This is a genomic window from Phormidium tenue FACHB-1050 (assembly GCF_014696925.1).
In the GTDB taxonomy this organism is placed as follows: Bacteria; Cyanobacteriota; Cyanobacteriia; order Pseudanabaenales; family Pseudanabaenaceae; genus Pseudanabaena.
Genome location: NZ_JACJQY010000011.1, coordinates 21329 through 46510, shown reverse-complemented (window position 1 = coordinate 46510; position 25182 = coordinate 21329). Strand labels below are relative to the sequence as shown.

Genomic DNA, 25182 nt, shown 5'->3' with positions numbered 1-25182 from the left:
TTAAACTATTAGGAGTTAATAAAATGATTGATTTAGTAGAAAGTTTGACTGAAGTTATTAATGAATTAAAATCTCGCTCGCATTTATCAATACTCAGTAATTGGCAAAGACAAAACAATCAAGGTGTTTGGGAGGATTTAGCAACGGTAAATTCTAAGCAAAATAAACCGATGTTATCTTTCTTACAAAGGGAAGAAAATATCTGTTTAAGACAAACTTGGCAAGTACCAGAGATTTATGCAGGATTATCAACGTTAGGGGCAACAGTTCGCTTAAATTTAATTTGGTGGGCAGATATTTGTGAGATATGGGTTAATCATCACAAAGTCCAAGAAGGCGATTTGTTTGATCAGAAATGTCGAATTTTATTAACCGATCATGCAGAGACTAATGATCAATTTACTCTAGAGATCAAGCTCAATAGTCCTAAGCATGATATTGGCGCTTTACAACTTTCAGAACTAATTTTTGAATATCATCATCAAGCCTGTGACCCAGATAAGTTTGCTACTGAACTAGAGATTCTCCAAACCTATATTCCAATTTTTACTAAGCATCAAATTGATTTACAACCTTTAGAAACTGCTACTAAGAATTTAATAGCTTTATTTGATTTATCTGAAGTGATCGCAAGCGATCGCTTTTTCGATAAACTAGCTAATATTCGCGAACCTCTCTTGCAATATAGCGAATTTCTCAAACAACGCCAAATCTATATTCTTGGTAATTCGCATATCGATGTGGCTTGGTTATGGGCGATCGCGGAAACCAAAAATGCAATGCAGCGTACATTTACCTCAGCTTTGAATCTACAAGAGCATTATCCAGAGCTGATTTTCAATCAAAGTACGGCTGTTTCCTATCAATGGATGGAGCAGGAATATCCTGAATTATTTACTCGTATTCAAACGGCAGTGGCGAATGGCAAATGGGAACTCATCGGTGGCATGTGGGTAGAACCAGATGGGAATTTGCCGAGTGGAGAGTCTTTAATCAGGCAGATTCTCTATGGGCAAGAATATTTTCGGAAAAAATTTAATCGAGAAGTCAAAATTGCTTGGTTACCTGACACTTTTGGCTTTCATTGGCAAATGCCACAGATCCTTTTAAAAAGTGGTTTTGAGGCATTCGTTACCCAAAAGCTTTTGTGGAATGATACCAACAAATTCCCTCATCAAATCTTTTGGTGGGAAGGTGTGGATGGAAGTCAGATTTTTACTTATTTTAGTAATGAAATAGGTCAGGGATTGGAACCTGTTGCGATCACTAAATATCTTGCCAACCAAGAAGAAAAACACAATATCCCCGAAACCGCATGGCTATATGGAGTTGGCGATCATGGTGGAGGACCAACTGCGGATATGCTGAATATGGGTCGTAAGTGGGCTGATTCACAAATCTTCTTTAAGATGCAACCCAGTACATTAGAAGATTTCCTCTTAAATGTAAAAGCAAAACTACCCACAGATTTACCAATTTGGCAAGATGAACTGTATCTAGAATTTCATCGTGGCACTTTCACATCCAAAGCCGATCAGAAGCAACAAAATCGCCAATTAGAAGTTCTTTTAGGTAATACCGAAAAATACAGTGCGATCGCTTCTCTAATCAATAAAATCCCCTATCCTCAAGCCCAATTAGAACAAGCATGGCAAGGATTATTGTTAAATCAATTTCATGATATTTTACCAGGGACATCGATCCCAGAAGTATTTATCGATGCCGATCACACTTGGACAGAAGTAAGAGAAATCTGCGATCGCCTTCTCCCTCATGAAGCTTCAGGAAACGAGAATCTGCAAGCATGGAATTTTCTCAACTGGCAGCGATCACAACTTGTTAGAAAGCCAGATATTTCCTTGTGTTGGTTAGAGAATATTCCTAGTTTTGGATTTACTGAGCTTGAATCTGTTGGCATCACTGAGACAGATGCGATTTTAAAGATTAATTTTGATAGCGATAGATACTATCTAGAAAATCAGTATCTTCAAGTAGAGATTGACTTCACGACTGGGGCGATCGCGCAAATGTTTGATAAGCGATCACAAAGAGCGATCCTGCAATCAGCTAGTGAATTGCAGTTTTTTGAAGACAAAGGACAATATTGGGATGCATGGAATATTGCTCCAGATTACGAAAACAAAAAATTAGAATCTGCAACTCTTGAATCAATTGAGATCATTGAAAATTGTAGTTTATTAATATCATTACGCATTATTCAGAAATTCCGTAATTCAACCTTTACCCAAGAGATTCAACTAACTGCTTTTGAAGCATTTATTACCGTACAAAATTGGGTCGATTGGCAAGAGGAGTACACCCTAGTCAAAGTTGCTTTTCCTGTAAATTGGAGATCAACCTACGCAACTTACGAAATCCCAATGGGAACGATCCAGCGTAGTACTTTAGGTGAAACACCTGAAGCCAAAGCTAAATGGGAAGTCCCTGCTCAATATTGGGCAGATATTGCATTTTCTCCAAACCCAAAGGATATTCTCCCTCCGAAGGCGGGAGAATATCCTTTGGGTTTGGGTTTAAGCATTCTCAATGATAGTAAGTATGGATATGACGCTAAGCCTGACTGTCTGAGGCTTACGTTGCTGCGTAGTCCTAACTGGCCGACTCCAAATAGCGATCGCGGTAATCATAAATTTATCTATCGGCTAGTTCCCCATCAAGGTGATTGGCGCGAAGCAAATATTGTTCAACTTGCTCAGGAATTAAATAATCCGCTTGTTCTCCAAAGTTCACCAATTCAAGCAAACCAACAAAGTTTTCTGCAAGTTACTGCTCCAAACATCATTCTCTCCACATTTAAGCGATCGCAAGATCAGTCAGGTTGGATTATGCGTTTTTATGAAGCTCATGGTAAAAACACTGAAACCAATATTGAGATTTCAGATCTACTTTTGCCAATAAACAAGATTTGGGAATGCGACTTAATGGAAAAGAGGAATACTGTGATTTCACGAGATGAAATCACTTTAAATTACTTTACAATCACATTTAAACCATACGAAATTAAAACTTTTTTCTGTATCACCAAATGAACCATAAGAAAAATATTGAAAGCGTTGCGAAGCAATGCTTTCAATATTTTTATTGGTTTGGGTTTGAGCGCAAAGCGCTGTAAGATGGGCTGTATGAAGCAAGGAACTTTTATTTATTAAACATGTCCAAAGTTAGCAAGTTTAACTTCATTCCCAAAAAATTATGCCGTTTTTTTCAGTTCTTATTGAGTTACTTAGCGATCGCGATCAGTTTATTCAAGAAATCTATGATGGCATTAAGATCAACACCAAAATATTTGGTTTGTTAGTCTGTAGCTCTATATTTTTAGCAATTTATGGTGGACTGATTGGTGCAGTTAGCTCTTGGATGCAGATTTTGTCATCCGCTGCTAAATTACCGTTCCTATTCCTTATCACCCTAGCAATTTGCCTGCCTGCACTCTACTTCTTTAATGTTTACTTCGGTGCAAAAACTCGCCTGAGTCAATATGCGGCTATTTTGCTTTGTGCCGTGACGATTACCAGTACTTTACTATTTGGCTTCGCACCAGTCACTTTGTTCTTCTTGATTACGACGGATAACTACTCCTTTTTTCTATTGTTAAATGTTGCTATATTCACATTAACAGGAATTATTGGGGTTTACTTTCTTTATCAAGTTTTACTTCCCAAAGTGGAAACTATTATCTCAGATAAAGAGTTGGTCATAGAAGATACAGCCATTGACAAAAATCGCAAAGTCAGGATATCAATTTTAAAATTCTGGCTGGGACTTTATGCTTTTGTTGGTAGTCAGATGGCTTGGACGCTCAGACCATTTTTTGGGTCTTTTGGATCTAAATTCGACCTGTTTCGTCCTCGCGAAGGCAATTTCTATCTAGCAGTCTGGAATTCTATTAGGCACTTGTTTTTCCAATAAATCTGAGCTTCTCGAACAACTATGCAGACTGACATCAGAAATTTGCAGATTACAGAACAGGATTTAGAAAGGATCACAGGAAAAGAAATTAGCCTGTTATCCATTGGAAGTGCTTATAGAATTACTAGATTTAAAAACCCTAGATACTTAGTTCCTTTCCTACTGAGTGAAGCTATCACTTTATTCTTAATTTCAATTTTTAGTTTGCCAATTAGTATTTTGATTTTTCAATCTCTTGGTAGATCCATCGACAATCGTCAGGCTCAAGTTGGATTTGCTGTTTTTGTATTTACACTTACATTGATTCTCTTTACATTTTGGAATCTACTCGCTTGGACAAGATCTAAGAAAATGGCTTGTTTATCCCATCTTCTCGATGAAGTGGATAAATATAATCAAGTACTTGTCGCTGTTGATATTTGCGATCGCCTCAAGTCCGTTGGCAATCAATCGGCTGATCTCAATCATCGAGATGATATCTTACAAGCCCTAGGACTAACTAGGGATAGCCTAATTTGTGGTTTGACTACTGAAAAAATCCTGCGTGAGCATCAGGGCTTTTTCAGTGGTGATCGTCAGCTTTTTGACAATATTGAGCAGAATCTGATCGCCTTACAGTCATTGGAAATTCAAAATCAAGCTAATCAGTATAGTTCTCTATTGAGAGATGCCTTAATAATTGGAATGCATGTGCAGAGAGAAATGTTGAATTTACAAACAAGTGATACTTCCTTCCCACCTATATAGCAAAGCAAGTTTTGCTTAGGACATAAAAGCCAAGAATCGAGTGGCGGAGCAAAGCTCCGCCACTCGATTCTTGGCTTTTGGTTTGTACTAGCTAACTCTTTTGTAGTGTGAGGTGGCGCGATGTGCCGCCTCACACTACTTGGGTTTTGATTTGTCCTGATATAGGTGACTATAGCTATATTGACCGCTATTGTTGACTGTCAGGTAAACTCGTTCATTCAAAATTGCTTCAATGGTCTCGTCTGGTAATAACTTAGACCTTGGTTAGCCAGTGATGATAGTCAGGTAAAAGTCCTTGAACAGCTTTACTGTACAAGTCGCGAAGCTTCTTAGTGATCTCACCAATTGTGCCATCACCGACGGGACGATGATCAAAGCTGGTAATTGGAGCGAGTTCAGTAGCCGTACCAACAAAGAAAGCTTCATCGGCAATGTATAGCTCTGTGCGATCGATTGTGCGCGATACAGTTTCTAATCCTAATTCTTTAGCAGCTAACTCTATTACCGAACTGCGAGTAATTCCTTCGAGAATGTTGTCAGTAATCGAACTAGTGATTAGTTTTCCATCTCTTACTAAAAAGAGATTCATCGCACTTCCTTCCGCGACATGCCCTTCATTCGTTAATACAACAACATCATCAAAACCAGAGGCATAACCATCGGTCTTCGCAAGAGCAGTATTTACATAAGCGCCATTCACTTTTGCACGAGCAGGAATTGCATTGTCATCTAAACGTCGCCATGAAGAAACACCGACTTTGATACCGTTGCTAGTATCGAGATATCCATCCATCGGCACGCTGAACAAACAAAAATCATCATGGGTATGAGGAACTTTGAGAATTGGTCCAATCCGAAGGTCAGACTTGTAAATAATCGGGCGGATATATGTAGCAGAGTTACACTGATTGCGTTGGATTAACTCGGTCGTGAGATGAACCATCGTCTCGACATCAAGGGGATGTTGCAAGCCAATAATGCGGCAACTTTGGATGAGACGTTGATAATGCTCTGCTAGGCGAAATGCCGCCATCCGATTTTCTTCTGGTAGCCAATACGCCTTAATTCCTTCAAAGACAGCCGTACCATATAGAAATGCGTGGGTGCGGATATTGATTGTGGCATCTTCGAGGGGTACAAATGTCCCGCGTATATAGGCGTACTGTAAGGTCATGGTTTAAAACATCTTGATCAATTATTTTTCTATCATATAGCTAGGACAAATCAAAACCTAAAAATTAGTTACAGCACATCACGCCCCGAATTACAAAATTAGAAATTAATTGTGGCGCTTCGCGCCACAATTAATTTCTGCCACGCCAGCCATAAGGACATTAAATCTGTGAACAATGTTGACTACCTTCGCATCAGTTTGATCGATCGCTGCAATTTTCGCTGCACCTACTGTATGCCTGAAGGCTCGGAAGTCGATTATATTCAAGCGCAGGAAAGCCTCACCAATGATGAGTTAATCAACTTAATTCAAGAGGTATTTATTCCCCTTGGCTTTAAAAAATTTCGGCTGACGGGCGGAGAGCCGCTACTAAGGCGAGATTTAGTAAGTTTGGTAGAAGCGATCGCCAATTTACAGGGGGTAGAAGATTTGTCGATGACCACCAATGGCTTTTTACTTGGTGAGTTAGCTCAGCCACTGTATACAGCAGGTTTACGGCGAATTAACATTAGTCTCGATTCCCTCGATCACGATGTGTTTCGGCAAATTACAGGTCGAAATCTCTGGGAAAAAGTCTGGGCTGGGATCTTGGCAGCCCATGAGGTGGGATTTGATCCACTCAAATTAAATGTAGTGGTTGTGCCAGATGTAAACGATCGCGAAATATTAGATTTAGCGGCTCTAAGTATTGATCGCCGTTGGCATATTCGGTTTATTGAGTTTATGCCGATTGGTAACGACAGCTTATTTACCCATAAGGGTTGGGTGGACTCAGCAACTCTGCGCCAACAAATAAGCGATCGCTACGGGCTTGATGTTGGCAAATGCAAAGGTAACGGTCCTGCCGATGTATTCCAAATTCCTAATGCTAAGGGGACTTTGGGCTTTATTAGTCAAATGTCTGAATGTTTTTGCGATCGCTGCAATCGGATGCGGCTATCGGCTGACGGTCTATTGCGTCCATGTCTATTAAATGAAGCGGGACAAATTGATCTGAAAACTGCATTGCGTCAGGGCAAAAATTTTGCCGAGTTACGAATTGCGGTACGTGATTTACTAAATCTCAAGGACGAAATTAATTTTAAAGAACGCGATCGCGGTACTGGAGAGCAAAAAAGCTATTTTCGCACCATGTCCCAAATTGGCGGCTAATACAAAAGTACAAAATGGCGTAGCCATTTTGTACTTTTAAAACCCTTGCTGAGTTTGGTTTTCAATTCACAAAAGCGTTGCCACACTTTTGTGAATTGGTTTAGTTAAAAAATCTCGCGACGCGAGATTTTTTAACTAAACAAAAGGGCTCGCATTGCGAACCCTTTTGTTTTATTTAGTTGTAGGATTACAAAATATCCCTTCGGCATTAGTAGCCACCATACCGTATGTGTAGCGGATAGCTTTAGGTCTACCAATTTGCGCTTACCCCTTTCGGAAGTAATTGCCATTTCGGGGATACTAGACCCACACGGGGGGGAATAGGATGGGTCTAGTAGTAATGTAGACTATTCCTCCATAATTTGCAATAGTCTATGAAAAATTTTTTGATAACAATTATCAAGAGACGATAACTTTTATAAGGGCTTACAGCATGAAGCATTAGGTTATGATTAAAGATTGGCAGCTTTGCAATTGTTTGGCAATTTTTGGTAGCTGCCAGTATGGATGTGACCAAAAATTGCATTCTCCTCTAATCATTTACTTTTATTTATGACTGCCCAACTGAATTATCTGATGTGTGCCCCCGATCACTACGACGTAGACTATGTGATCAATCCTTGGATGGAGGGCAACGTTCACAAATCTAGCCGCGATCGCGCTGTAGAGCAATGGCAAAAACTGTATGGAGTCCTTAAGGGTTTAGTTAATGTCGAGCTAGTGACACCCGAAAAGGGCTGGCCAGATATGGTATTTACCGCCAACGCTGGTCTAGTATTAGGTGACAAAGCAGTATTGAGTCGTTTTTTGCACAAAGAGCGTCAAGGCGAAGAACCCTATTTCAAAGCATGGTTTGAGTCTAAGGGCTTTACAGTTTTTGAACTGCCTAAGGATTTGCCCTTTGAAGGTGCAGGTGATGCATTGTTTGATCGCAGTGGTGGTTGGCTATGGGCTGGCTATGGGTTTCGTTCAGAACTAGATGCCCATCCTTACTTAGCGAAATGGCTCGATGTCGAAGTCCTTTCCCTCCGTTTAATTGACAATCGCTTCTATCATCTCGATACCTGCTTCTGTCCTTTAACAGGCGGCTATTTACTTTACTATCCACCAGCCTTTGATTCTTATTCTAATCGTTTGATTGAAATGCGCGTTCCTGCGGACAAGAGGATTGCGATCGAAGAAGCGGATGCTGTGAATTTTGCTTGTAATGCGGTCAACGTCGATCGCAATGTAGTAATGAACAAAATCAGCGATCGCCTCAAACAACGCATTACCAACGCTGGTTTTACTGTGATCGAAACTCCTCTCACTGAGTTTTTGAAAGCGGGTGGCGCAGCAAAATGTCTAACTTTGAGAACCATTGAAGTTCCTATTGCCGCAGAAAGCAGTGACCAAGCCATTGAGCAAGGCGGCGTAGAAGCAAGAATTGTCGAATTAACAGGACATTTGCTAGATTCTGGCATCATCAATCGCGCCCTTGATTTGGTAACCGATAATGGCGGTAGTTTTCAAGTCTTGGAATTTAATCTTGGTGAACAAAGACAAAGCACTTCTTTAGCCAGAATCCGTATTTCAGCCCCATCCCATGACCTCATGGAAACAATCATGGGTGAACTGATTGAAATCGGTGCAGTCCTACAGGATCGCGACACATCTGATGCAAATCTTGAGCCAGTCTTGCAAGATGGCGTTGCTCCCGATGACTTCTATGTATCTACAATTTATCCTACCGATGCCTGTGTGGATGGTGAGTGGATTCGTTGTACTAATCAGCGCATGGATGCGGCGATCGCCATTAGTCCTGATGGTAAAACTGCTACCTGTAAGCTGTTGCGTGATCTAGTTGTAGGCGATCGCGTAGTAGTTGGCTATGATGGCGTGCGGACTGTGCGTAAGCCTGAAGCTAGAGATACCGCCAAGAAAGAAGAATTTTCCTTCATGGGTGCGGGTGTATCTAGCGAACGTCGCGTCGAACTCGTGGTTGAGCAAATCGCATGGGAACTGCGCCAAATTCGCGATCGCGGTGGCAAGTTAGTTGTCTCCTGTGGTCCCGTAGTCGTGCATACTGGCGGCGCTCCTCACTTGGCTTACTTAATTCGTGAAGGTTATGTACAGTCAATGCTCGGTGGTAATGCGATCGCGGTTCACGATATGGAACAATCCTCAATGGGAACTTCTCTCGGTGTCGATCTTAAACGTGGCGTAAGCGTCAAGGGCGGACATCGCCATCACCTGAAAGTGATTAACTCCGTTCGTCGCTATGGCAGCATCCACAAAGCGGTTGAAGCTGGTTTTGTGAAGACTGGTGTGATGTACGAATGCGTTAAGAACGAGGTTCCTTTTGTACTAGCTGGCTCCATCCGTGATGATGGTCCCTTGCCTGACACTGTAATGGATTTGCTAGAAGCACAACGCCTGTACAGCGAACAAATTCGCAACGCTGACATGATTTTGATGCTGTCATCAATGCTGCATTCCATCGGTGTGGGTAACATGACTCCCGCAGGTGTGAAGATGGTTTGTGTGGACATCAATCCTGCGGTGGTGACCAAACTCTCAGATCGCGGTTCTGTTGAGTCCGTCGGCGTTGTCACCGATGTCGGGCTATTCCTCAGCTTGCTAGTGCAGCAATTGAAGAAACTCGACAGTCCTGTGGCTGTTGCAGCTTAATCTAGGAATCACGAATCACGAATCTAAAATATCTTAGGGATTTGCAAGAAAATAAGATGCCAATCCAGATTTCCTAGAACCAATGGGGCGGCGGAGTCGCCCCATTGGTTCTGGCTTTATATTTGGTATTTTATTAAGTTGCAAGTTCCTTAATTCGTAATTGCTACAAGCAAAGCAAGTTTTGCTTAGGACATAAAACCCAAGAATCGAGTGGCAGCGCAAAGCTCTGCCACTCGATTCTTGGGTTTTGGTTTGTACTAGCTAACTCGTTTTTTGCTATAGAATCAGTTTCATAATGAGAATTGCTGTTTTATGTCTTAATTAAGACTGGCTCTAGTTACAGTTGGGGTAGACTATGATGTATTTGATTTTAGGGTAAATATCGTGACACAACGTACAGCAAGGCAATGGATTATTAATGGGGTCTTAATCGTAGTTACGCTCTCGTTTTTGGGCGTATCGATCGCCCCACTGATCGGTGGCTTGTTTGCCCCACCTGCCCAGCAAGCAGCTAATACCCCCAACCAAAATACATCAGAGCAAGAGCGGATCAAAATTCAGATCGAGGGGTTTGAGGCTGTACTAAAAAGCGATCCTAAAAATCAAACTGCGCTGATTGGACTGGTAAATCTCAGAAATCAACTTGGCAAAGTTAAAGAAACTATCGAGCCTTTACAAACTCTTGCCGACACTTTCCCCGATCAGCCTGAATATCGGATGACCTTGGCACGCACTTACCTCGAACTCAAAGACCCTAAAAATGCGTCCGCAGAGTATCGCAAGATTTTGACTACAAAACCAGGATATATCCCCGCAATCCAGAGTCTAGTTAGTATTGAGCTAAACGATAAACGACCTGAAGCGGCGATCGGGATTCTCCAAGATACGCTCAAAACTGCGGAAACCGCTAACAAAGTCCAAGCAAATACGGTAGATACTGGTTCAGTACGTTGGATTCTTGGGGAAGTGTATCGTCAACAAAATCGGATTGATGACTCGATCGCTACATACGATCAAATGATCAAAGAAAATGCTAAAGATTTTCGTCCCTACGTTGGCAAAGCTCAATTAAGACAAGTTCAAGGTAAGGAAGATGAAGCTAAGAAACTCTTTGATAAAGGTTTAGAGCTTGCTCCTGCTGAGTTTAAAGATGAAGTAAAACGTCTAGCGGCTCTTCCTCCTCAAAAGGCTCCCTTCACTGATCCAGCACAAGCACCTAGCAACGATCCAGTTAAGAAACCATAAGCAAAATTAGCCCTGCACTCAATTGCGGGCTAAAAGCTCAAACCCGTTTTAACGGGTTAATTAGAATAATTTTTAGTCTGTTGAAGCAGACTTGAGCCTTTAGCCAAGAAATCAAGTTCTTGGCTTTTTTATGACAAAGATTCGCCGATCGCTATTCTCATACCATTAACAAAATCCCAACCTGATTGTAATTTTTTACCCGCAGGCTGAACTTCTTTGATTAGCAATAGCCCTTTACCAGTCTGTACGACAAATCCTTTACCTTTGCGAATCTCTGCCACTGTTCCCACAAGATTAAGATTCTCATCTTCAGAAATAACTTCTGTCTTTGTAATTTTCAATCTTTGTTCACGAAAATCTGTATAGCAATTGGGATAGAAAGCACGAATCCGATTATGCAATGCGATCGCCTCTTGCTTCCAGTTTAGTTCCCAATCTTCGCGCCCAATCATTGGTGAATAGCAGGATAAAGCTTCATCTTGAGGCTCAGGTGTAATCGTCTGTAAGCGTCGTAAAGTATCAATTAATAAATCTGCACCAAGGTTAGCTAATTTCATACTCAAGGTGTCTGTATTGTCTTCAGGCAAGATTTCTAATTCGGCTTTGAGTAACATCGCACCTGTATCAATACCTGCATCCATTTGCATGGTCGTAATGCCTGTAATACTTTCACCATTAGCGATCGCCCATTGGATTGGAGCCGCACCGCGATATTTTGGCAGCAATGAGCCATGCACATTAATGCAGCCATGCTTTGGCATATTCAGAATCTTTTGAGAAAGGATTTGACCGTAAGCTACAACTACAAATACATCGGCTTCCAGTGATTCCAGTTCCGCGAGTACATTTTTATCCTTTTTGAGGCGATCGGGTTGCCAAATTTTTAGATTGGGATTTTGGGCGATCGCGGCGGCTTTTACAGGCGGTGGACTGACTTGGTTGCCGCGTCCCCGTCTTGTATCGGGTTGTGATACCACGCCCACCACTTCAAAGTCTGGTTCGGACAATAATTTTTCTAAAGTAGGAACAGCAAAATCGGGAGTTCCAAAAAATACAATACGCATAATTATTCAAATAATAAATCAGCTATAGCAATCCTATTTCATTTGTGAGATTAAATAGTTTGAGAGATTGCGCCCCTTCGGGGCGCAATCTCTCAAACTATTTAGGATTGCTATCTGCCACGCAAAACGTAGCATAGCTGATTTATTATCCCTCTTTTGGCTTGACCGTAAACTGAAATAACACTTTTCCATCCTGTTGTAAATTTTGGGATTCAGAATCTGTGATATTGAGATTTTGAGTAATATCTATGCGTTCATTGGGAATTTTCCATTTAGATTCTAAATACGAAGCGATCGCTTGAGTCCGCACTTTTCTTAACGCATTACTCTCTAGATACCGCAAACTGACTGACATCAATAACTTGAGATTAGGATAACGTTTTAGTAAACTCCCCATCTGATCGAGTTTCGTATTAGCGTCATGAGGTAATGATGTTTTATTCTCCTCAAAAATAATCTCTCCCCCATTGGTATTGATATATTCTAAATTTACCTTTGCCCCAGCTATGCCGATCCTTGTCTTCACATCTTGAATTACTAAGGCTTGGGCATCAGTACTAATTTGGCGATCGCTTAAATAGGTAATTGCTAATAACAAGGACTTAGATTTACCCGTAGTCATAGCATAGTCGAGTAATTGTACCCTTGGTGGCAAAGATAAATCAGCGATCGTCGTATCCAGATCCTGTAAAAGATTAAACTGCAATTCACTTAGACTAGGTGGTTTAATCGCCACAGGCAAAGTAACTTCTTCCTTCTTAGCCAAAATCTCATTAGAAGCAGTGGGAACCTCCGTCAAAACAAATTGAATTTGTTGAGGATTTTTGCCAAGTTTTTGAGCTAGTTCTTGAACATACTGTTCTTTTTCAGCCGCAGAATAAAGCTTGCTGGTAAATACATTTAATCGTAAAGACACAAACTGATTTTGTTCTGTAATCGAGATCCGCTCTATCGAAGAGCGCAACTGACCATCTGGATCATTACTAAATCTCGCTTGCCAAATATTAGTTGCATTGCGGCGAAGGGCATTCTGTTGCTGTTTCTGGGTAACCTCTTCACCCAGCCTACCAAAGGCATTACTGAGGGGAACTAAAAGCGCCAAAATCGTTGATGTTGCTACCAAAAATCTTCCTGGTAAGCTTCCAATCGGGCGTAATAGTTTCAAGAAGCTATAACGATTTAGAAAATTCTGTACAGCCATACTTTCGCGATCGCCAGCTTCCCAATCCTTGACGGTTTCACGCACTTGGTCTGTATCAAGATGCAAAGCAATAAACACCAGTGCTGACGAAAAGGCGATCGCTACAAGATTTGTGAGAAATAGTAAGCCGCCCCCCTTAGCAATTTGGGAACCTTCCACCCAATTAAGACTAAAAGCGACCCCAATACCAAAACCAACTACACATAAAGGCGGCATCAACGCTACCGCGATCGATACACCTGGAATCGAAGTGACGACACCTTTAATAGGACGGCAAATTGCGATCGCGCCGATGGCTCCTGAGAAAAGCGCCACCCCCAAGTCCAAAGTATTTGGTTGTACTCGCGCCAAAATTTCACTAGTTGCCTCCTTAAATGGCAATGTAAAAATCAGCAATATGGCAAAACTAATTGCCACAGAACAACTCAAAGCAAGATTGGCGATCGCTCTTGCTAACAAAATCAAATCTCCAGCCGCCAATGATAAACCGAGAGAAAGAATTGGTCCCATTAAAGGTGAAATCAACATTGCCCCAATAATTACCGCAGGGCTGCTCAGCACCAAACCTAATGTTGCAATTCCTGCTGCAAAAATGATTTGTAACCAATAGGTTGTATCTCTTAAAGTCGCAGCTTGCGAAATTTCTAAATACACCTCAGTTTTACGTTGCTCATCCACCCCCATTTGCGCGGCAAGGCGATCGCGATAAGTTTGCCACAAGTCTATATATTTAGCCATATTGGTAAATTATCGTTTTTCAATGTCTAAAGAACGATTAAACCCCAATATTATTGAGGCGGGCTAAGCCCACCTCGATAATATTGGAATCGCATTACTATCGATCCAAAGACGGATTCTGCACTGACTTGAACAGATCCTAGACTGCTTGCGTTAAGATTAGTTAATTAAATCATTCGTTCTTGGCAAAATCATCTAAGAACACTTTTATCGATGGAGCGGTAGTAGTGAAAAGCAATAATAAAAACGACAATAATAATAAAAAGTGGAAAAATTTTGGTTTATACGCACTGCTCGGCATTGTTGTTATCACATTAGGAACAACCCTGCTCGATAGTCAGCCTCCCACTCAAGGCGAATGGCGCTATAGCAAGCTACTCGAAGAAATCAGGAAAAAACCTGCTGGCGTTTCCAGAATCACCCTTAGCCCTGATCGCACTTTTGCGGAAGTAACAGTCCCTGGTGGCCCCGAAGGCAAGAAAAAAGTTCGGGTAAATCTACCTAACGATCCTGAGTTTGGCAAAGTTGTTCAAGAGAACAAAATTGAACTAGATGTAGCTCCCCGTCGTACTGACGGTGCTTTAGTCCAAACCTTGAGCAGTTTAATTTTGCCAATTTTGCTATTAGTCGGTTTATTTTTCCTACTACGCCGTGCTCAATCTGGACCAGGCAACCAAGCCATGAACTTTGGTAAGTCCCGTGCTCGTGTGCAAATGGAGCCTCAAACCCAAGTAACTTTCACTGATGTGGCTGGTATTGAGCAAGCCAAATTTGAACTTACTGAAGTTGTGGACTTCCTCAAAAATCCCGATCGCTTTACCGCTGTCGGCGCAAAGATTCCTAAGGGCGTACTGCTTGTTGGGCCTCCTGGAACTGGTAAAACTCTATTAGCCCGTGCGGTTGCAGGGGAAGCTGGTGTACCTTTCTTCAGTATTTCTGGTTCCGAATTCGTCGAAATGTTCGTCGGAGTCGGTGCATCCCGTGTGCGTGACCTATTCGAGCAAGCCAAGGCAAATGCCCCTTGTATCGTCTTCATCGATGAAATTGATGCCGTCGGTCGTCAGCGTGGTGCTGGTCTCGGTGGTGGTAACGATGAGCGCGAGCAAACCTTGAACCAATTGCTCACCGAAATGGATGGCTTTGAAGGTAACACAGGCATCATCATCGTTGCCGCAACTAACCGTCCTGACGTATTGGATGCAGCCTTACTACGTCCAGGTCGTTTTGATCGCCAAGTAGTTGTTGATCGTCCTGACTTTGCAGGTCGTCTAGAAATTCTCGGAGTCCATGCACGCGGCAAGACACTATCTAAGGATGTCGATCTTGAAAAGATTGCCCGTCGTACCCCCGGATTTACAGGTGCTGACTTATCTAACCTGTTGAACGAAGCTGCTATTCTTGCCGCACGTCGCAACTTGACTGAAATCTCCATGGATGAAATCAATGATGCTGTCGATCGCGTCTTGGTTGGACCTGAGAAAAAAGACCGCGTGATGAGCGAAAAGCGCAAAGAATTAGTTGCTTACCATGAAGCTGGTCATGCTCTGGTTGGAGCATTGATGCCAGACTATGACGCAATCCAAAAGGTAACAATCATTCCTCGTGGTCGTGCTGGTGGTTTGACATGGTTCTTGCCTACTGAAGAGAGAATGCAAAGCCGCGCTTACTTGCAAAACCAGATGGCAGTTGCCCTCGGTGGTCGCATCGCTGAAGAAATTGTCTTTGGTGATGAGGAAGTTACCACTGGTGCATCTAGCGATCTTCAACAAGTTGCTTCGACTGCTCGTCAAATGGTGATGCGTTTTGGAATGAGTGAGAAGCTTGGACCTGTTGCTCTTGGTCGTTCCAATGGCAATATGTTCCTCGGTCGTGACATTGCTGCTGAGCGTGACTTCTCTGAAGAAACTGCTGCAACTATTGATGAAGAAGTTGGTATTTTAGTGGCTGATGCTTATCGTCGTGCCAAGCAACTTCTCGTTGATAACCGTCATGTTTTGGATAAGATTGCTCATGATTTAATTGAGCGCGAAACCGTTGATGCTGAAGAGCTACAACAGATTTTGGAAACCAGTGATTTGAAGTTGTCAGCAGCTTTGTAATTAAAACTGCTCTAAAAACAACTACTTTGAATTAATTTTCATAAAATGCAGACGATACAATATATCGTCTGCATTTTTTATATTTTTCTTGGAAATCTAAGCTGTCATTTTGGGTTAATCTAGAAATAAGACTAAATAACGATATTTTATGCAGTCTTTTTCCTGTCAGGGGCAATTAACTACTTGGAAAGATGATCGAGGGTTTGGATTTATTAAACCTGATGATGGCAGTAAAGAAGTTTTCCTACATATAAGCGTATTAAAAGGGGCTAGTCGTCGCCCTGTAGTGGGAGATACTATCTTTTACGAAAAAGCTACTGAAGCCAATGGAAAAATACGGGCTTCTAAAGCCTCAATTCAAGGTGTTATCAACCAACCTACAGTCTCAAAACAAAGATCGCACAATTCTAGCCAAACAGCTAATAAGAAATCTACAGACAACCGCATAAATAGCAATACCCAAACCAACAAACGCGATATGCGTAAAGGTATACATAATGTATTACCTGTAATGTTTTTGATTGGTTTAGGGATTAGCTCAATTTCTCCTGTGACTAACTTTGTGCGTGGTTGCAATATTAAAGGCAATATTTCAGTGAATACAGGGGGCAAGCTTTATCACCTGCCGAATATGGAAGATTATGCTACAACCAACATTGATGGAAGCAAAGGAGAGAAATGGTTTTGTTCTGAGTCTGAGGCGATCGCTAGTGGATGGCGTAAAGCACCAAGATAAAATCAGTCAAAACTATACCTTAGCTATAAATCATGATGATCTTAGATCGCGTTGTGCCGTTTGGACGGTCTAAAACCGAATATGAGTTAATGTTTGCGCTTACAGAAAGCGATCGCCTTAAATCCATAATTGGCATCGGTGACGGACCAGCAAGCTTTAATGCGGAAATGACTGCCGCAGGTTATCAAGTTACCTCGATCGATCCGATTTATCAGTTTACTGGCTCAGAAATTAAAAGTCGCTTTGATGCTTGCGTAGACACCATTATCGAACAGGTTCGCAATACACCAAATAACTGGGTCTGGAGCTATCACAAGTCTCCTGAAGATTTACGGGCAAATCGTGAGAAGGCGATCGCTATATTTCTTGAAGATTATGATCGCGGCAAAATTGAAGGACGATATCTCAATGCCGAATTACCCAAACTAGATTTTCAAGACAAGCAATTTCAGCTTGCCCTATGTTCACATTTTCTATTTCTCTATTCCGAACATCTTAGTTTTGAATTCCATTTAGAATCAATCCGCGAACTATGTCGCATCGCCGAAGAAGTGCGAATTTTCCCATTATTAAATTTGGCTCAAGCGCGATCGCCTTACATTGATGAAGTTTGCAGCATCTTAGTCAAAGAAGGTATTAGCTCAGAAATTATTCAAGTGGATTACGAATTACAAAAAGGTGGCAATCAGGCGATTATTTTTCGACAATAAAAAAGCTCGTTTTACGAGCTTTTTTATTGATTAATGCGGAACGGGGGACTTGAACCCCCAAGTCTTTCAACACATGTACCTGAAACATGCGCGTCTACCAATTCCGCCAGTTCCGCGATTAGTATTTGTGAGATTTTGCTATTAGTTGTTAATTTTTAGCTAACGAATTTAAATAGCATAAGCATCTAACTGGCAGTTATTAAGTTTCCTGTAAAGATTGCACAATGTCAATAATCAAAACTGATAAATTAGAGATAGTGCAAAGCACTATCTCTAATTTATCAGTTTTATGTCATAATCTACAGTAAAGCGATGGGAATACCGCTCTATAGGGCTAGCGGTTTTTCCAGTAATCTTGTATCTTAGATTTGTAACAAAGAAGACTAACTTTAAAACTATGACACTGCGTTTAGGCGATACCGTACCCGATTTTACTCAAGACTCCACCGAAGGTGTGATCAATTTCCATGAGTGGATTGGCGATAACTGGGCAATTCTATTTTCTCACCCCAAAGATTTCACCCCTGTTTGCACCACCGAGCTTGGAACTGTGGCTAAGCTCAAGCCTGAATTTGATAAGCGCAATATCAAGGCGATCGCTTTGAGCGTTGATGGTGTTGAATCCCACAAAGGCTGGGTTGGCGATATCGAAGAAACCCAAGGCGCTACCCTTAACTACCCAATTTTGGCTGACGAAGATAAGAAAGTGTCAGAACTTTATGACATGATTCACCCTAACTCGGCAACAGGTAACACCTTAACTGTGCGATCGGTGTTTATCATTGACTCCAACAAAAAACTTCGCCTTAGCTTGACCTACCCAGCTAGCACAGGTCGCAACTTTGATGAAATTCTACGTGTAATTGATTCATTGCAATTGACCGACAACTACAGCGTTGCGACACCTGCCAACTGGAAAGATGGCGATGATTGCGTGATTGTCCCTTCAATTTCTAACGAAGAAGCTAAGACCAAGTTTCCTAAAGGTTTCAACCCTATTAAGCCTTACTTACGTCTAACTCCTCAGCCTAACAAGTAAACTCCAGCAATTACCGATCAAACGAACCACAAGAGATTTTTTGAAAGTGTTGCTTTGAAACACTTTCAAAAAATCTCTTGGTTTGGGGGTGATTGCAAACCACTTTAGTATAGCGGTTGTTATTTTGCTTACGGTAAAATGACAACTTAAAACCCTTTCTGGGATTGCTTTTATAGCTATAGCCACCTGTATCAGGACAAATCAAAACCCAAATAATGTGAGGCGGCGCGAAGCGCCGCCTCACATTATTTGGGTTTTATATCCTAACAAGAATGGCGACAGCTATATATCAACGTAATACCAAAGCACAAAATGGCGTAGCCATTTTGTGCTTTGAAAACCTTTATTGGGTTTGGTTTTTAATTCGCAAAAGTGTGGCAACACTTTCGTGAATTGGTATAAGAGACAGCTAGGACAAATCAAAACCCAAAAGATGAGTGGCAGCGCTTAGCGCTGCCACTCATCTTTTGGGTTTTATGTCCTAAGCAAAACTTACACTGCTACAGGTTGTTTAATGAGTGCGTTGTACTTATTAGGTAACCCCCATACCAAAAAGAAATGTGGTGCGATGCGCCACATTTCTTTTTGATATAAATAAAACTTTCTATTTAATTGGTTATGAAAAGAAAGCTTGCTAAACAAGCTTTCTTTTTTCTAAGTGTTTACCAGCTTTCGTCTTCGACAGCCGTTTTATCCCAAATTTCTAAATCTAGCTCTTCTAGATAAATAATTCCACTTTGAATTTGTTGAGTTGTTCCAGTTAGTTCTAACGTGAACCAGCCATCATCTTCTGGACTTTCGCCTAGAAGTGCAGCAATAATTGTCACAATTAAACCGTGTTCACAAGAGAGGCGAGAAATAATAGGCTCTCCATAGCAGCTTCTCGGAACACGCATAGCAATGCGTGTCGTCGTTCGGCGCTTTTCCTCTAAATTTACGGTAGCTCTGGAATCGATGCATTCCGCCGCTAGCATTGAAGTATCTCCAGTGCAAATGTCTTAGTGTTTTGACATTTACCATAGTAGCTAAAGTTTTACGGAAATGGAAGTGATTCAAGTCACTAAATCTATAAAGAGTATAAATTTACACTATAGGCAACCGCCATGAGTAGTAATACCACAACTTATAATCGTATTTATGAAATTGTGCGGCAAATTCCCCAAGGATTTGTGGCTACCTATGGACAGGTCGCTGAACTTTCAAATTTGGCGGGCAAAGCGCGGGTAGTGGGCTATGCGCTCTATCGAGTCGACATGCAAAATTCGGATATTCCTTGGCAGCGTGTAGTCAATGCTAAGGGTGAGATTTCTCTTTCGCCTTTGCGTTTTGGTACAGACTATTTGCAGCGATCGCTACTGGAAAATGAAGGAATTAGCTTTAATGATGCAGGTAAGATCGATCTGCGAAAATATCTATGGCATCCAAACAAATCCCAAATTTTTGATTAAAAGGGTTGCAAAGCAACCCTTTTAATCAAAAATTTGGATATTAATTCAGCAAAAATGGCTACAAAGCACGACGAACACTATGACTACTGCAACTTTATTAGTTTCTTGTCCTGACCAAAAAGGCTTAGTGGCAAAAATTTCGGACTGGGTATTTTCCCACGGTGGGAATATTCTCCATGCCGATCAACATGCTGATAGTACGGCGGGATTGTTTTTGATGCGTGTTGAGTGGGACTTGGAAAACTTCGATTTAGCGCGATCAGAAATTAAGCCGACCTTTGAGAAATTAGCAACTGAAATTCATGCTAAATGGAGTATTCAGTTTTCTGATTATGTGCGTCGGATTGCCATTTTTGTCTCTAAGCAAGATCATTGCTTGTACGATTTGATTTTACGGCAGCGATCGCACGAACTCTCAGCGACGATCCCTGTGGTGATTAGCAATCACCCAGATTTAGAAAAAGTTGCCCATAACTTCGGGATTAATTATCATCATATGGCGATCGCGCCAGAAAATAAGTTGGAGCAAGAAAAGCAGCAACTTGCTTTACTCAAACAATACAAGATTGATTTAGTCGTTCTCGCGAAGTATATGCAAGTTTTGAGTCCAGACTTTCTCTCACAGTTCTCGCAAGTTATTAATATTCACCATTCATTTTTACCCGCTTTTGCAGGTGCAAATCCCTATCATCGCGCCTATAAGCGTGGTGTAAAAATCATTGGTGCAACAGCTCATTATGTCACTGAGGAATTAGATGAAGGTCCAATTATTGAGCAGGATGTCATTCGAGTTTCGCATCGTGATTCGGTTACTGACCTGATTCGCAAAGGCAAAGACTTAGAGCGCATTGTCTTAGCTAGAGCCGTCAGACAACATTTACAAAACCGTGTATTAATTTATGGACAATCGGCAAGTTCAGGCTTAGGGTTGCGAACAGTAGTATTTGATTAACAGTAAAGCTGTTACAAAGCTACACCTTTACTGTTAATGAGTGTTAATTTTGAGTTATGTTAATACAAATGTGCTTTTAAAAAAGTCTTATTCAAAGTTTTAGATCAAGGTTTTAAAAAATGACAGCAAGAATACAGTTGGCGCTCGGTATTGACGAAGAAGCCACCGATGTAAAAATTACGCGCTCTAAGGACGGAGATACGAGTGTTGCAGTATTTATCTTCGATTCACCTAAATGCATGAGTGGCGAGAATGCTAACAATAATGAGATATTGGGAATGTATATGATTGATGAAGAAGGCGAAATGGTGACACGCAACGTCAACGCCAAATTCATCAATGGTAAATCAGCAGGGATTGAAGCAATTCATAAAATTGAAGGCGAACGTGATTGGGAGCGCTTCCTGAGATTTATGAATCGTTATGCTGAGTCTAATGGGATGAGTTTAAACAAAGCCTAAATGAGGTCTTAAAGTAAATTCCGAATAAAAACCTCTGCTAAGCAGAGGTTTTTATTCAGATAGCAGTTATTTGTTCTACTTCAGATATTTGTTCTACTTCCCAATGACTGAGAATAATAGCGTTAACACTATTACCAATAATATTGACAACAGTTTTAAAGCCATCGGTAAGCCGATCAATTCCTGCAACTAAAGCGATCGCTTCTAATGGCAATCCTGAAGCTGAAAGCACAGTTGCCATTGTGATTAGGGCTGAGCCAGGAACTCCAGGAGTACTAAAGGAAACCAACAAACTACTAACGGCGATCGCAGTTAATAGGGAAGGCGTTAAGGGAACTTGGTAAATTTGAGCTACGAACAAGGCATTAAATCCTTGTAAAATTGCTGCACCATCACGTTTGAGTGCAGTACCTAGGGGAATGGCAAAGCTGGCTATTTCTTCACGCAATCCATAATTCTCTTGAATATTTTGTAATACCACGGGCAGCGCTGCATTAGAACTAGCTGTCCCAAACGCTAGGGCGATCGCCTCTGAAAGACTACGTAGAAATCTTAAAGGATCAGCTTTGAGAATAAACAGAACCAGCATATCCAGACAAATCATGATCGAAGAAGCAATCACTAAACCCAAAACATAGAGAAATAATTTAGCAACTAGTTCTAATCCTTGAGTAGCGATCGTAGAACTCATGAGGGCAAATACACCCAAAGGAGCGACATACAAAATTATGGATAAAGTCTTTTCGCTAATGTGATAGATACTTTCAATGAATTCGACAAAGGGTTTGGCTTTCTCTTTAGCAAGTTGCACGCCTATGCCTAGTAGAACTGCCGAAAAAATGATTTGCAATAGATTGCCAGTACTGAGAGCTTCTAATGGATTGACAGGAATTAGGCTCACTAACCAAGATATGAGAGAAGGAGCTTCTGTAATACTAATATTCTCAGACATAGAGAAGCCTGTCACACCACTACCAGGTTGCAAAAAATAGGCTGTCCCCATACCCACACAAAGTGCTATTGAGCTAGTAATCAAGTAACTGGTCATTAACTTGACTGTATATCTGCCCACTTGCCCTGCTCCTTGAATTCGGGTTAATCCCATGATTAAAGAAGAAAAAACAATGGGAACAACTACAAATTGAATTAACCTTAAAAAAGATTCCCCAACTGGAGCTAAAAAACTTTGATTAATTAGTTCAATATTCTGAGGGAAAGTTGTATTTAATAGAGTTCCAAAGGCAACTCCAAAGGCAAGCGAAACTAGGATGAATGTAGATAGACTCATATTCCAATTTACTAACATAAAAACAGCTAAGTAGCTAAGCAAGGCTTGAGCCTCCCGCGTAGCGGGAGGCTCAAGCCTTGCTTAGCTACTTAGAAACAACTTGCGGTTGTATACCTCAAACTAGCTTAGTAAGACCAAAAAGAAAGTCCAAAATGAACCGCGATCGCGGTTCATTTTGGACTTATACCAAAACACAAAATTGCTACGCCATTTTGTGTTTTTAAAACTCTTACTGGGTTTGGTTTTTATAGCTATAGCTACCTGTACCAGGACAAATCAAAACCCAGATAGTGTGAGGCGGCGCTTCGCGCCGCCTCACACTATCTGGGTTTTATGTCCTAACAAAAATGGCGACAGCTATAGTTCACAAAAGCGTGGCAACATTTTCGTGAATTGATATTAGAGCTTTGCCGTAAAACAAGGAACCAAATTTTTGATGGCGCGGCGGAGCCGCGCCATCAAAAATTTGGTTCCTTATCAAATTACAAAACTCTTCGGCGCTGGAAACACCAAAATCATTTTTTTTGAAAGCTTGCCAACGGCGAGCTTTCAAAAAAACTATTTTTATAATGAGAATTGCTGAGCCACCGCACCTTCCTAGGTTTATGATGGTGATTGCTATATAATCAAGGCTGCTAGGTTCCCCCTCTTAATATTTAGATACAAATAAGATGCTATGGCGGATCGTTATGTTCGCGTGAAAACTTCCCAAGGGAAAGTCTATTATGGGCTGTTAGAGTTGAACCAATCTATAAAGCTACTCAATACAGCACCTTGGCTGGGAGGGGAGCCAAATGGAGAATTACTTGCGCCAGATACTTATCAACTTTTAGCTCCCTGCGAACCGAGCAAGATTGTTGCTGTAGGTAAAAACTATTCCGCTCATGCTGCGGAAATGGGTGGAGAAGTACCAAAAGAGCCAATTATATTTTTAAAGCCACCTACGACAATTATTGCGCCTGAAGCAGAAATAGCTATTCCACCACAATCTAAACGGGTGGAATATGAAGGTGAGCTAGCATTGGTGATTGGTTCTCATTGTTTTAATGTCACACCTAATCAAGCGATCGCTGCGATTTGGGGCTACACGATCGCCAACGATGTGACTGCAAGGGATCTCCAAAGAAGCGATAGTCAATGGACTAGGGGTAAGGGCTTTGACACTTTCTGTCCCTTGGGACCGTGGATTGTGCGCGAAATCAGTCCTACTGCGATGTTGCAGACCTTTGTAAATGATACTAAAAAGCCTTTTCAGGCTGCCTCAATCGAGGAAATGGTATTTTCACCAGATTATATCGTGTCTTACATTAGCCAAATTATGACTTTACTGCCAGGGGATATCATTCTCACGGGTACGCCTGAAGGTGTTGGTCCGATGCAAGAAGGCGATCGCATTTATATTGAAATCGAGGGGATTGGTAAATTGCATAACACTGTAATCTTGCGATCGCCTTTACCGTCTGACGATGAGACGGAAGAAAGCGAAATTAATGACTAAATAAAAAAAGGCTGTGCTAAGCACAGCCTTTTTTTATTGTTGGAGGGAACATATTTTCTGAACATAAGGTCATGCAACTATAGAAAGATCTAAGGATCTATAGTTAGAATCAGAAAAAGTGACGCGCAATCTCATAGGCGTTCTACGCAAGAGTCACAAAATATATCTGGGGGGAAGCCTTGATTTGTCTACTAATCCTCACACACCCGCTAATCCTATGAACTACTCAACCCGAAATTTACCAAAATTTTTGCGAAAGCAATTTGGCTGCTTATCGGCGATCGCCCTTAGTTTGCCTCTAGTCGCAAGCCCTAGTTTCGCGCAGATTATTCCTGTCGAGACCAGCCCTAGCTCAAATCCCTCCACGCTTCCCTCCGAAAATCCCAACGACAAAGCTGCTAATCCTACGGACAACAAAACGGCTCGTTTTAGCTGTCAAGCGCGTGATGGTCAGTATATTGTGGTTTATCAACCTAAGAGTCAACCCCAAAAATATTTCCCTTGGGCTGCTCCTAGCCTCATGGGCGATGGTTGGTCACCTGAAAGACGTTGCAATGAAATTAGTCGTCGTTTAGAGTCCTATCGTCCCGATGGTTTGCTAGAAATGCGAACCAGTACTGAAAACGGCTATAACGTGATCTGTGCCACGACTGATAAAAATTCAGCCTGTCGTATTGTCTTGACCGTTCCCAATGGTCAAGATCCGATCGCCACTCGCGATCAGGTGTTTGGCAATCTTGCTACGGCTGATAGCGGTCAACAAACCACGGCTGTGAATACTTATCGCGGACGCGATCGCTCTTTAAATGACATCACTGGTGATCTTGGTTTAGGCATTGATCTTAGAGGAATTAATGGTGTCCTTGGTTCAGTGCTATCACCAAGCCGCACGGTATCCAATGTACGTAGTGGCAACTTGTACTTGAAGCCATTCCTTGATCCTAGTGATGGTGGCACTGGTGCAAGTCTGGCTAACAATGGCTTTACTAGTGGCGGTAGACGACTCAATCCCGATAATTTCCGTTAAAAA

The 25182-nt window shown here is 41.5% G+C and carries 20 protein-coding genes and 1 tRNA gene; 15 read left to right on the top strand and 6 right to left on the bottom strand.

What is annotated here, in order from left to right:
- Window positions 1-23: 23 nt before the first annotated feature.
- From H6G05_RS09235 to H6G05_RS09225, 3 genes are all read left to right on the top strand, one after another.
- Window positions 24-3050, top strand: coding sequence for an alpha-mannosidase (locus H6G05_RS09235; RefSeq protein ID WP_190577900.1), 3027 nt, complete (start codon window positions 24-26; stop codon window positions 3048-3050).
- A gap of 163 nt (window positions 3051-3213) precedes the next feature.
- Entirely contained in the window at window positions 3214-3930 is a 717-nt protein-coding gene (locus tag H6G05_RS09230) for an actin-binding WH2 domain-containing protein (RefSeq protein WP_190577899.1), read from the top strand.
- Window positions 3931-3951: 21 nt separating this feature from the next.
- Complete coding sequence (locus H6G05_RS09225; RefSeq protein WP_190577898.1) at window positions 3952-4677, top strand: hypothetical protein; 726 nt, start codon at window positions 3952-3954, stop codon at window positions 4675-4677.
- A 253-nt stretch (window positions 4678-4930) separates the two neighbouring features.
- Here the strand turns inward: H6G05_RS09225 and H6G05_RS09220 are convergent, their stop codons facing one another.
- The gene (locus H6G05_RS09220) at window positions 4931-5851 is read right to left on the bottom strand and encodes a branched-chain amino acid transaminase (RefSeq protein ID WP_190577897.1); all 921 of its coding nucleotides are present in this window, start codon (window positions 5849-5851) and stop codon (window positions 4931-4933) included.
- Window positions 5852-6019: 168 nt separating this feature from the next.
- Here H6G05_RS09220 and moaA point away from each other — a divergent pair, with 168 nt between their 5' ends.
- From moaA to H6G05_RS25810, 3 genes are all read left to right on the top strand, one after another.
- Window positions 6020-7003: a GTP 3',8-cyclase MoaA gene (moaA, locus tag H6G05_RS09215; protein WP_190577896.1), complete on the top strand. Its 984-nt coding sequence runs from the start codon at window positions 6020-6022 to the stop codon at window positions 7001-7003.
- A 552-nt stretch (window positions 7004-7555) separates the two neighbouring features.
- Window positions 7556-9673 carry a bifunctional arginine dihydrolase/ornithine cyclodeaminase gene (gene argZ, locus H6G05_RS09210; RefSeq protein WP_190577895.1) on the top strand — a complete coding sequence of 706 codons (2118 nt, stop codon included), beginning with the start codon at window positions 7556-7558 and terminating at the stop codon, window positions 9671-9673.
- A gap of 384 nt (window positions 9674-10057) precedes the next feature.
- Window positions 10058-10918: a tetratricopeptide repeat protein gene (locus H6G05_RS25810; protein WP_190577894.1), complete on the top strand. Its 861-nt coding sequence runs from the start codon at window positions 10058-10060 to the stop codon at window positions 10916-10918.
- A gap of 128 nt (window positions 10919-11046) precedes the next feature.
- On the opposite strand, the gene fmt is transcribed toward H6G05_RS25810, so the two are convergent.
- Complete coding sequence (gene fmt, locus H6G05_RS09200) at window positions 11047-11982, bottom strand: methionyl-tRNA formyltransferase (RefSeq protein ID WP_190577893.1); 936 nt, start codon at window positions 11980-11982, stop codon at window positions 11047-11049.
- Window positions 11983-12127: 145 nt separating this feature from the next.
- On the bottom strand, window positions 12128-13921 hold the full coding sequence (locus tag H6G05_RS09195) for a DUF389 domain-containing protein (RefSeq protein WP_190577892.1): 1794 nt from the start codon (window positions 13919-13921) through the stop codon (window positions 12128-12130).
- A 227-nt stretch (window positions 13922-14148) separates the two neighbouring features.
- On the opposite strand from H6G05_RS09195, the gene ftsH reads away from it, so the two are divergent.
- The 3 genes from ftsH to H6G05_RS09180 all read left to right on the top strand — a co-directional run bounded on the left by ftsH (window position 14149) and on the right by H6G05_RS09180 (window position 17466).
- The gene (gene ftsH / locus H6G05_RS09190; RefSeq protein ID WP_190577891.1) at window positions 14149-16020 is read left to right on the top strand and encodes an ATP-dependent zinc metalloprotease FtsH; all 1872 of its coding nucleotides are present in this window, start codon (window positions 14149-14151) and stop codon (window positions 16018-16020) included.
- Between the two features lie 148 nt (window positions 16021-16168).
- A complete protein-coding gene (locus H6G05_RS09185; protein WP_190577890.1) occupies window positions 16169-16756 on the top strand; it encodes a cold shock domain-containing protein in 588 nt (195 codons plus the stop codon).
- Window positions 16757-16788: 32 nt separating this feature from the next.
- A complete protein-coding gene (locus tag H6G05_RS09180) occupies window positions 16789-17466 on the top strand; it encodes an SAM-dependent methyltransferase (protein WP_190577889.1) in 678 nt (225 codons plus the stop codon).
- A 34-nt stretch (window positions 17467-17500) separates the two neighbouring features.
- Here the strand turns inward: H6G05_RS09180 and H6G05_RS09175 are convergent.
- Window positions 17501-17582, bottom strand: a tRNA-Leu gene (locus H6G05_RS09175).
- Window positions 17583-17863: 281 nt separating this feature from the next.
- On the opposite strand from H6G05_RS09175, the gene H6G05_RS09170 reads away from it, so the two are divergent.
- A complete protein-coding gene (locus tag H6G05_RS09170) occupies window positions 17864-18505 on the top strand; it encodes a peroxiredoxin (protein ID WP_190577888.1) in 642 nt (213 codons plus the stop codon).
- A 662-nt stretch (window positions 18506-19167) separates the two neighbouring features.
- Here H6G05_RS09170 and H6G05_RS09165 read toward each other — a convergent pair.
- The gene (locus H6G05_RS09165) at window positions 19168-19479 is read right to left on the bottom strand and encodes an NIL domain-containing protein (RefSeq protein WP_094535005.1); all 312 of its coding nucleotides are present in this window, start codon (window positions 19477-19479) and stop codon (window positions 19168-19170) included.
- A gap of 129 nt (window positions 19480-19608) precedes the next feature.
- Here H6G05_RS09165 and H6G05_RS09160 point away from each other — a divergent pair, with 129 nt between their 5' ends.
- From H6G05_RS09160 to psb28, 3 genes are all read left to right on the top strand, one after another.
- Window positions 19609-19953, top strand: coding sequence for an MGMT family protein (locus H6G05_RS09160; protein WP_190577887.1), 345 nt, complete (start codon window positions 19609-19611; stop codon window positions 19951-19953).
- A 79-nt stretch (window positions 19954-20032) separates the two neighbouring features.
- Complete coding sequence (gene purU / locus H6G05_RS09155) at window positions 20033-20905, top strand: formyltetrahydrofolate deformylase (RefSeq protein WP_190577886.1); 873 nt, start codon at window positions 20033-20035, stop codon at window positions 20903-20905.
- 119 nt (window positions 20906-21024) lie between these two features.
- Window positions 21025-21366, top strand: coding sequence for a photosystem II reaction center protein Psb28 (gene psb28, locus H6G05_RS09150; RefSeq protein WP_190577885.1), 342 nt, complete (start codon window positions 21025-21027; stop codon window positions 21364-21366).
- Window positions 21367-21421: 55 nt separating this feature from the next.
- Here psb28 and H6G05_RS09145 read toward each other — a convergent pair whose 3' ends face one another.
- Complete coding sequence (locus H6G05_RS09145; RefSeq protein WP_190577884.1) at window positions 21422-22654, bottom strand: dicarboxylate/amino acid:cation symporter; 1233 nt, start codon at window positions 22652-22654, stop codon at window positions 21422-21424.
- Between the two features lie 676 nt (window positions 22655-23330).
- Between H6G05_RS09145 and H6G05_RS09140 the strand changes: the two genes are divergently transcribed.
- Together H6G05_RS09140 and H6G05_RS09135 are read left to right on the top strand one after the other, a co-directional pair.
- Complete coding sequence (locus tag H6G05_RS09140) at window positions 23331-24152, top strand: fumarylacetoacetate hydrolase family protein (protein ID WP_190577883.1); 822 nt, start codon at window positions 23331-23333, stop codon at window positions 24150-24152.
- A gap of 217 nt (window positions 24153-24369) precedes the next feature.
- Window positions 24370-25179, top strand: a complete 810-nt coding sequence (locus tag H6G05_RS09135) for a COP23 domain-containing protein (RefSeq protein ID WP_190577882.1) — start codon at window positions 24370-24372, stop codon at window positions 25177-25179.
- The last annotated feature ends 3 nt before the right edge of the window (window positions 25180-25182 follow it).

What these genes read in the sequence shown, in the direction of transcription:
- H6G05_RS09180 (WP_190577889.1), top strand. Translation starts at nt 16,789, where the DNA reads ATGATGATCTTAGATCGCGTTGTGCCGTTTGGACGGTCTAAAACCGAA.
- H6G05_RS09230 (WP_190577899.1), top strand. Translation starts at nt 3,214, where the DNA reads ATGCCGTTTTTTTCAGTTCTTATTGAGTTACTTAGCGATCGCGATCAG.
- H6G05_RS09135 (WP_190577882.1), top strand. Translation starts at nt 24,370, where the DNA reads ATGAACTACTCAACCCGAAATTTACCAAAATTTTTGCGAAAGCAATTT.
- H6G05_RS09220 (WP_190577897.1), bottom strand. Translation starts at nt 5,851, where the DNA reads ATGACCTTACAGTACGCCTATATACGCGGGACATTTGTACCCCTCGAA.
- H6G05_RS09185 (WP_190577890.1), top strand. Translation starts at nt 16,169, where the DNA reads ATGCAGTCTTTTTCCTGTCAGGGGCAATTAACTACTTGGAAAGATGAT.
- H6G05_RS09225 (WP_190577898.1), top strand. Translation starts at nt 3,952, where the DNA reads ATGCAGACTGACATCAGAAATTTGCAGATTACAGAACAGGATTTAGAA.
- H6G05_RS09165 (WP_094535005.1), bottom strand. Translation starts at nt 19,479, where the DNA reads ATGCTAGCGGCGGAATGCATCGATTCCAGAGCTACCGTAAATTTAGAG.
- H6G05_RS09160 (WP_190577887.1), top strand. Translation starts at nt 19,609, where the DNA reads ATGAGTAGTAATACCACAACTTATAATCGTATTTATGAAATTGTGCGG.
- H6G05_RS09235 (WP_190577900.1), top strand. Translation starts at nt 24, where the DNA reads ATGATTGATTTAGTAGAAAGTTTGACTGAAGTTATTAATGAATTAAAA.
- purU (WP_190577886.1), top strand. Translation starts at nt 20,033, where the DNA reads ATGACTACTGCAACTTTATTAGTTTCTTGTCCTGACCAAAAAGGCTTA.
- H6G05_RS09195 (WP_190577892.1), bottom strand. Translation starts at nt 13,921, where the DNA reads ATGGCTAAATATATAGACTTGTGGCAAACTTATCGCGATCGCCTTGCC.
- H6G05_RS09145 (WP_190577884.1), bottom strand. Translation starts at nt 22,654, where the DNA reads ATGAGTCTATCTACATTCATCCTAGTTTCGCTTGCCTTTGGAGTTGCC.
- fmt (WP_190577893.1), bottom strand. Translation starts at nt 11,982, where the DNA reads ATGCGTATTGTATTTTTTGGAACTCCCGATTTTGCTGTTCCTACTTTA.
- psb28 (WP_190577885.1), top strand. Translation starts at nt 21,025, where the DNA reads ATGACAGCAAGAATACAGTTGGCGCTCGGTATTGACGAAGAAGCCACC.
- argZ (WP_190577895.1), top strand. Translation starts at nt 7,556, where the DNA reads ATGACTGCCCAACTGAATTATCTGATGTGTGCCCCCGATCACTACGAC.
- H6G05_RS09140 (WP_190577883.1), top strand. Translation starts at nt 23,331, where the DNA reads ATGGCGGATCGTTATGTTCGCGTGAAAACTTCCCAAGGGAAAGTCTAT.
- H6G05_RS09170 (WP_190577888.1), top strand. Translation starts at nt 17,864, where the DNA reads ATGACACTGCGTTTAGGCGATACCGTACCCGATTTTACTCAAGACTCC.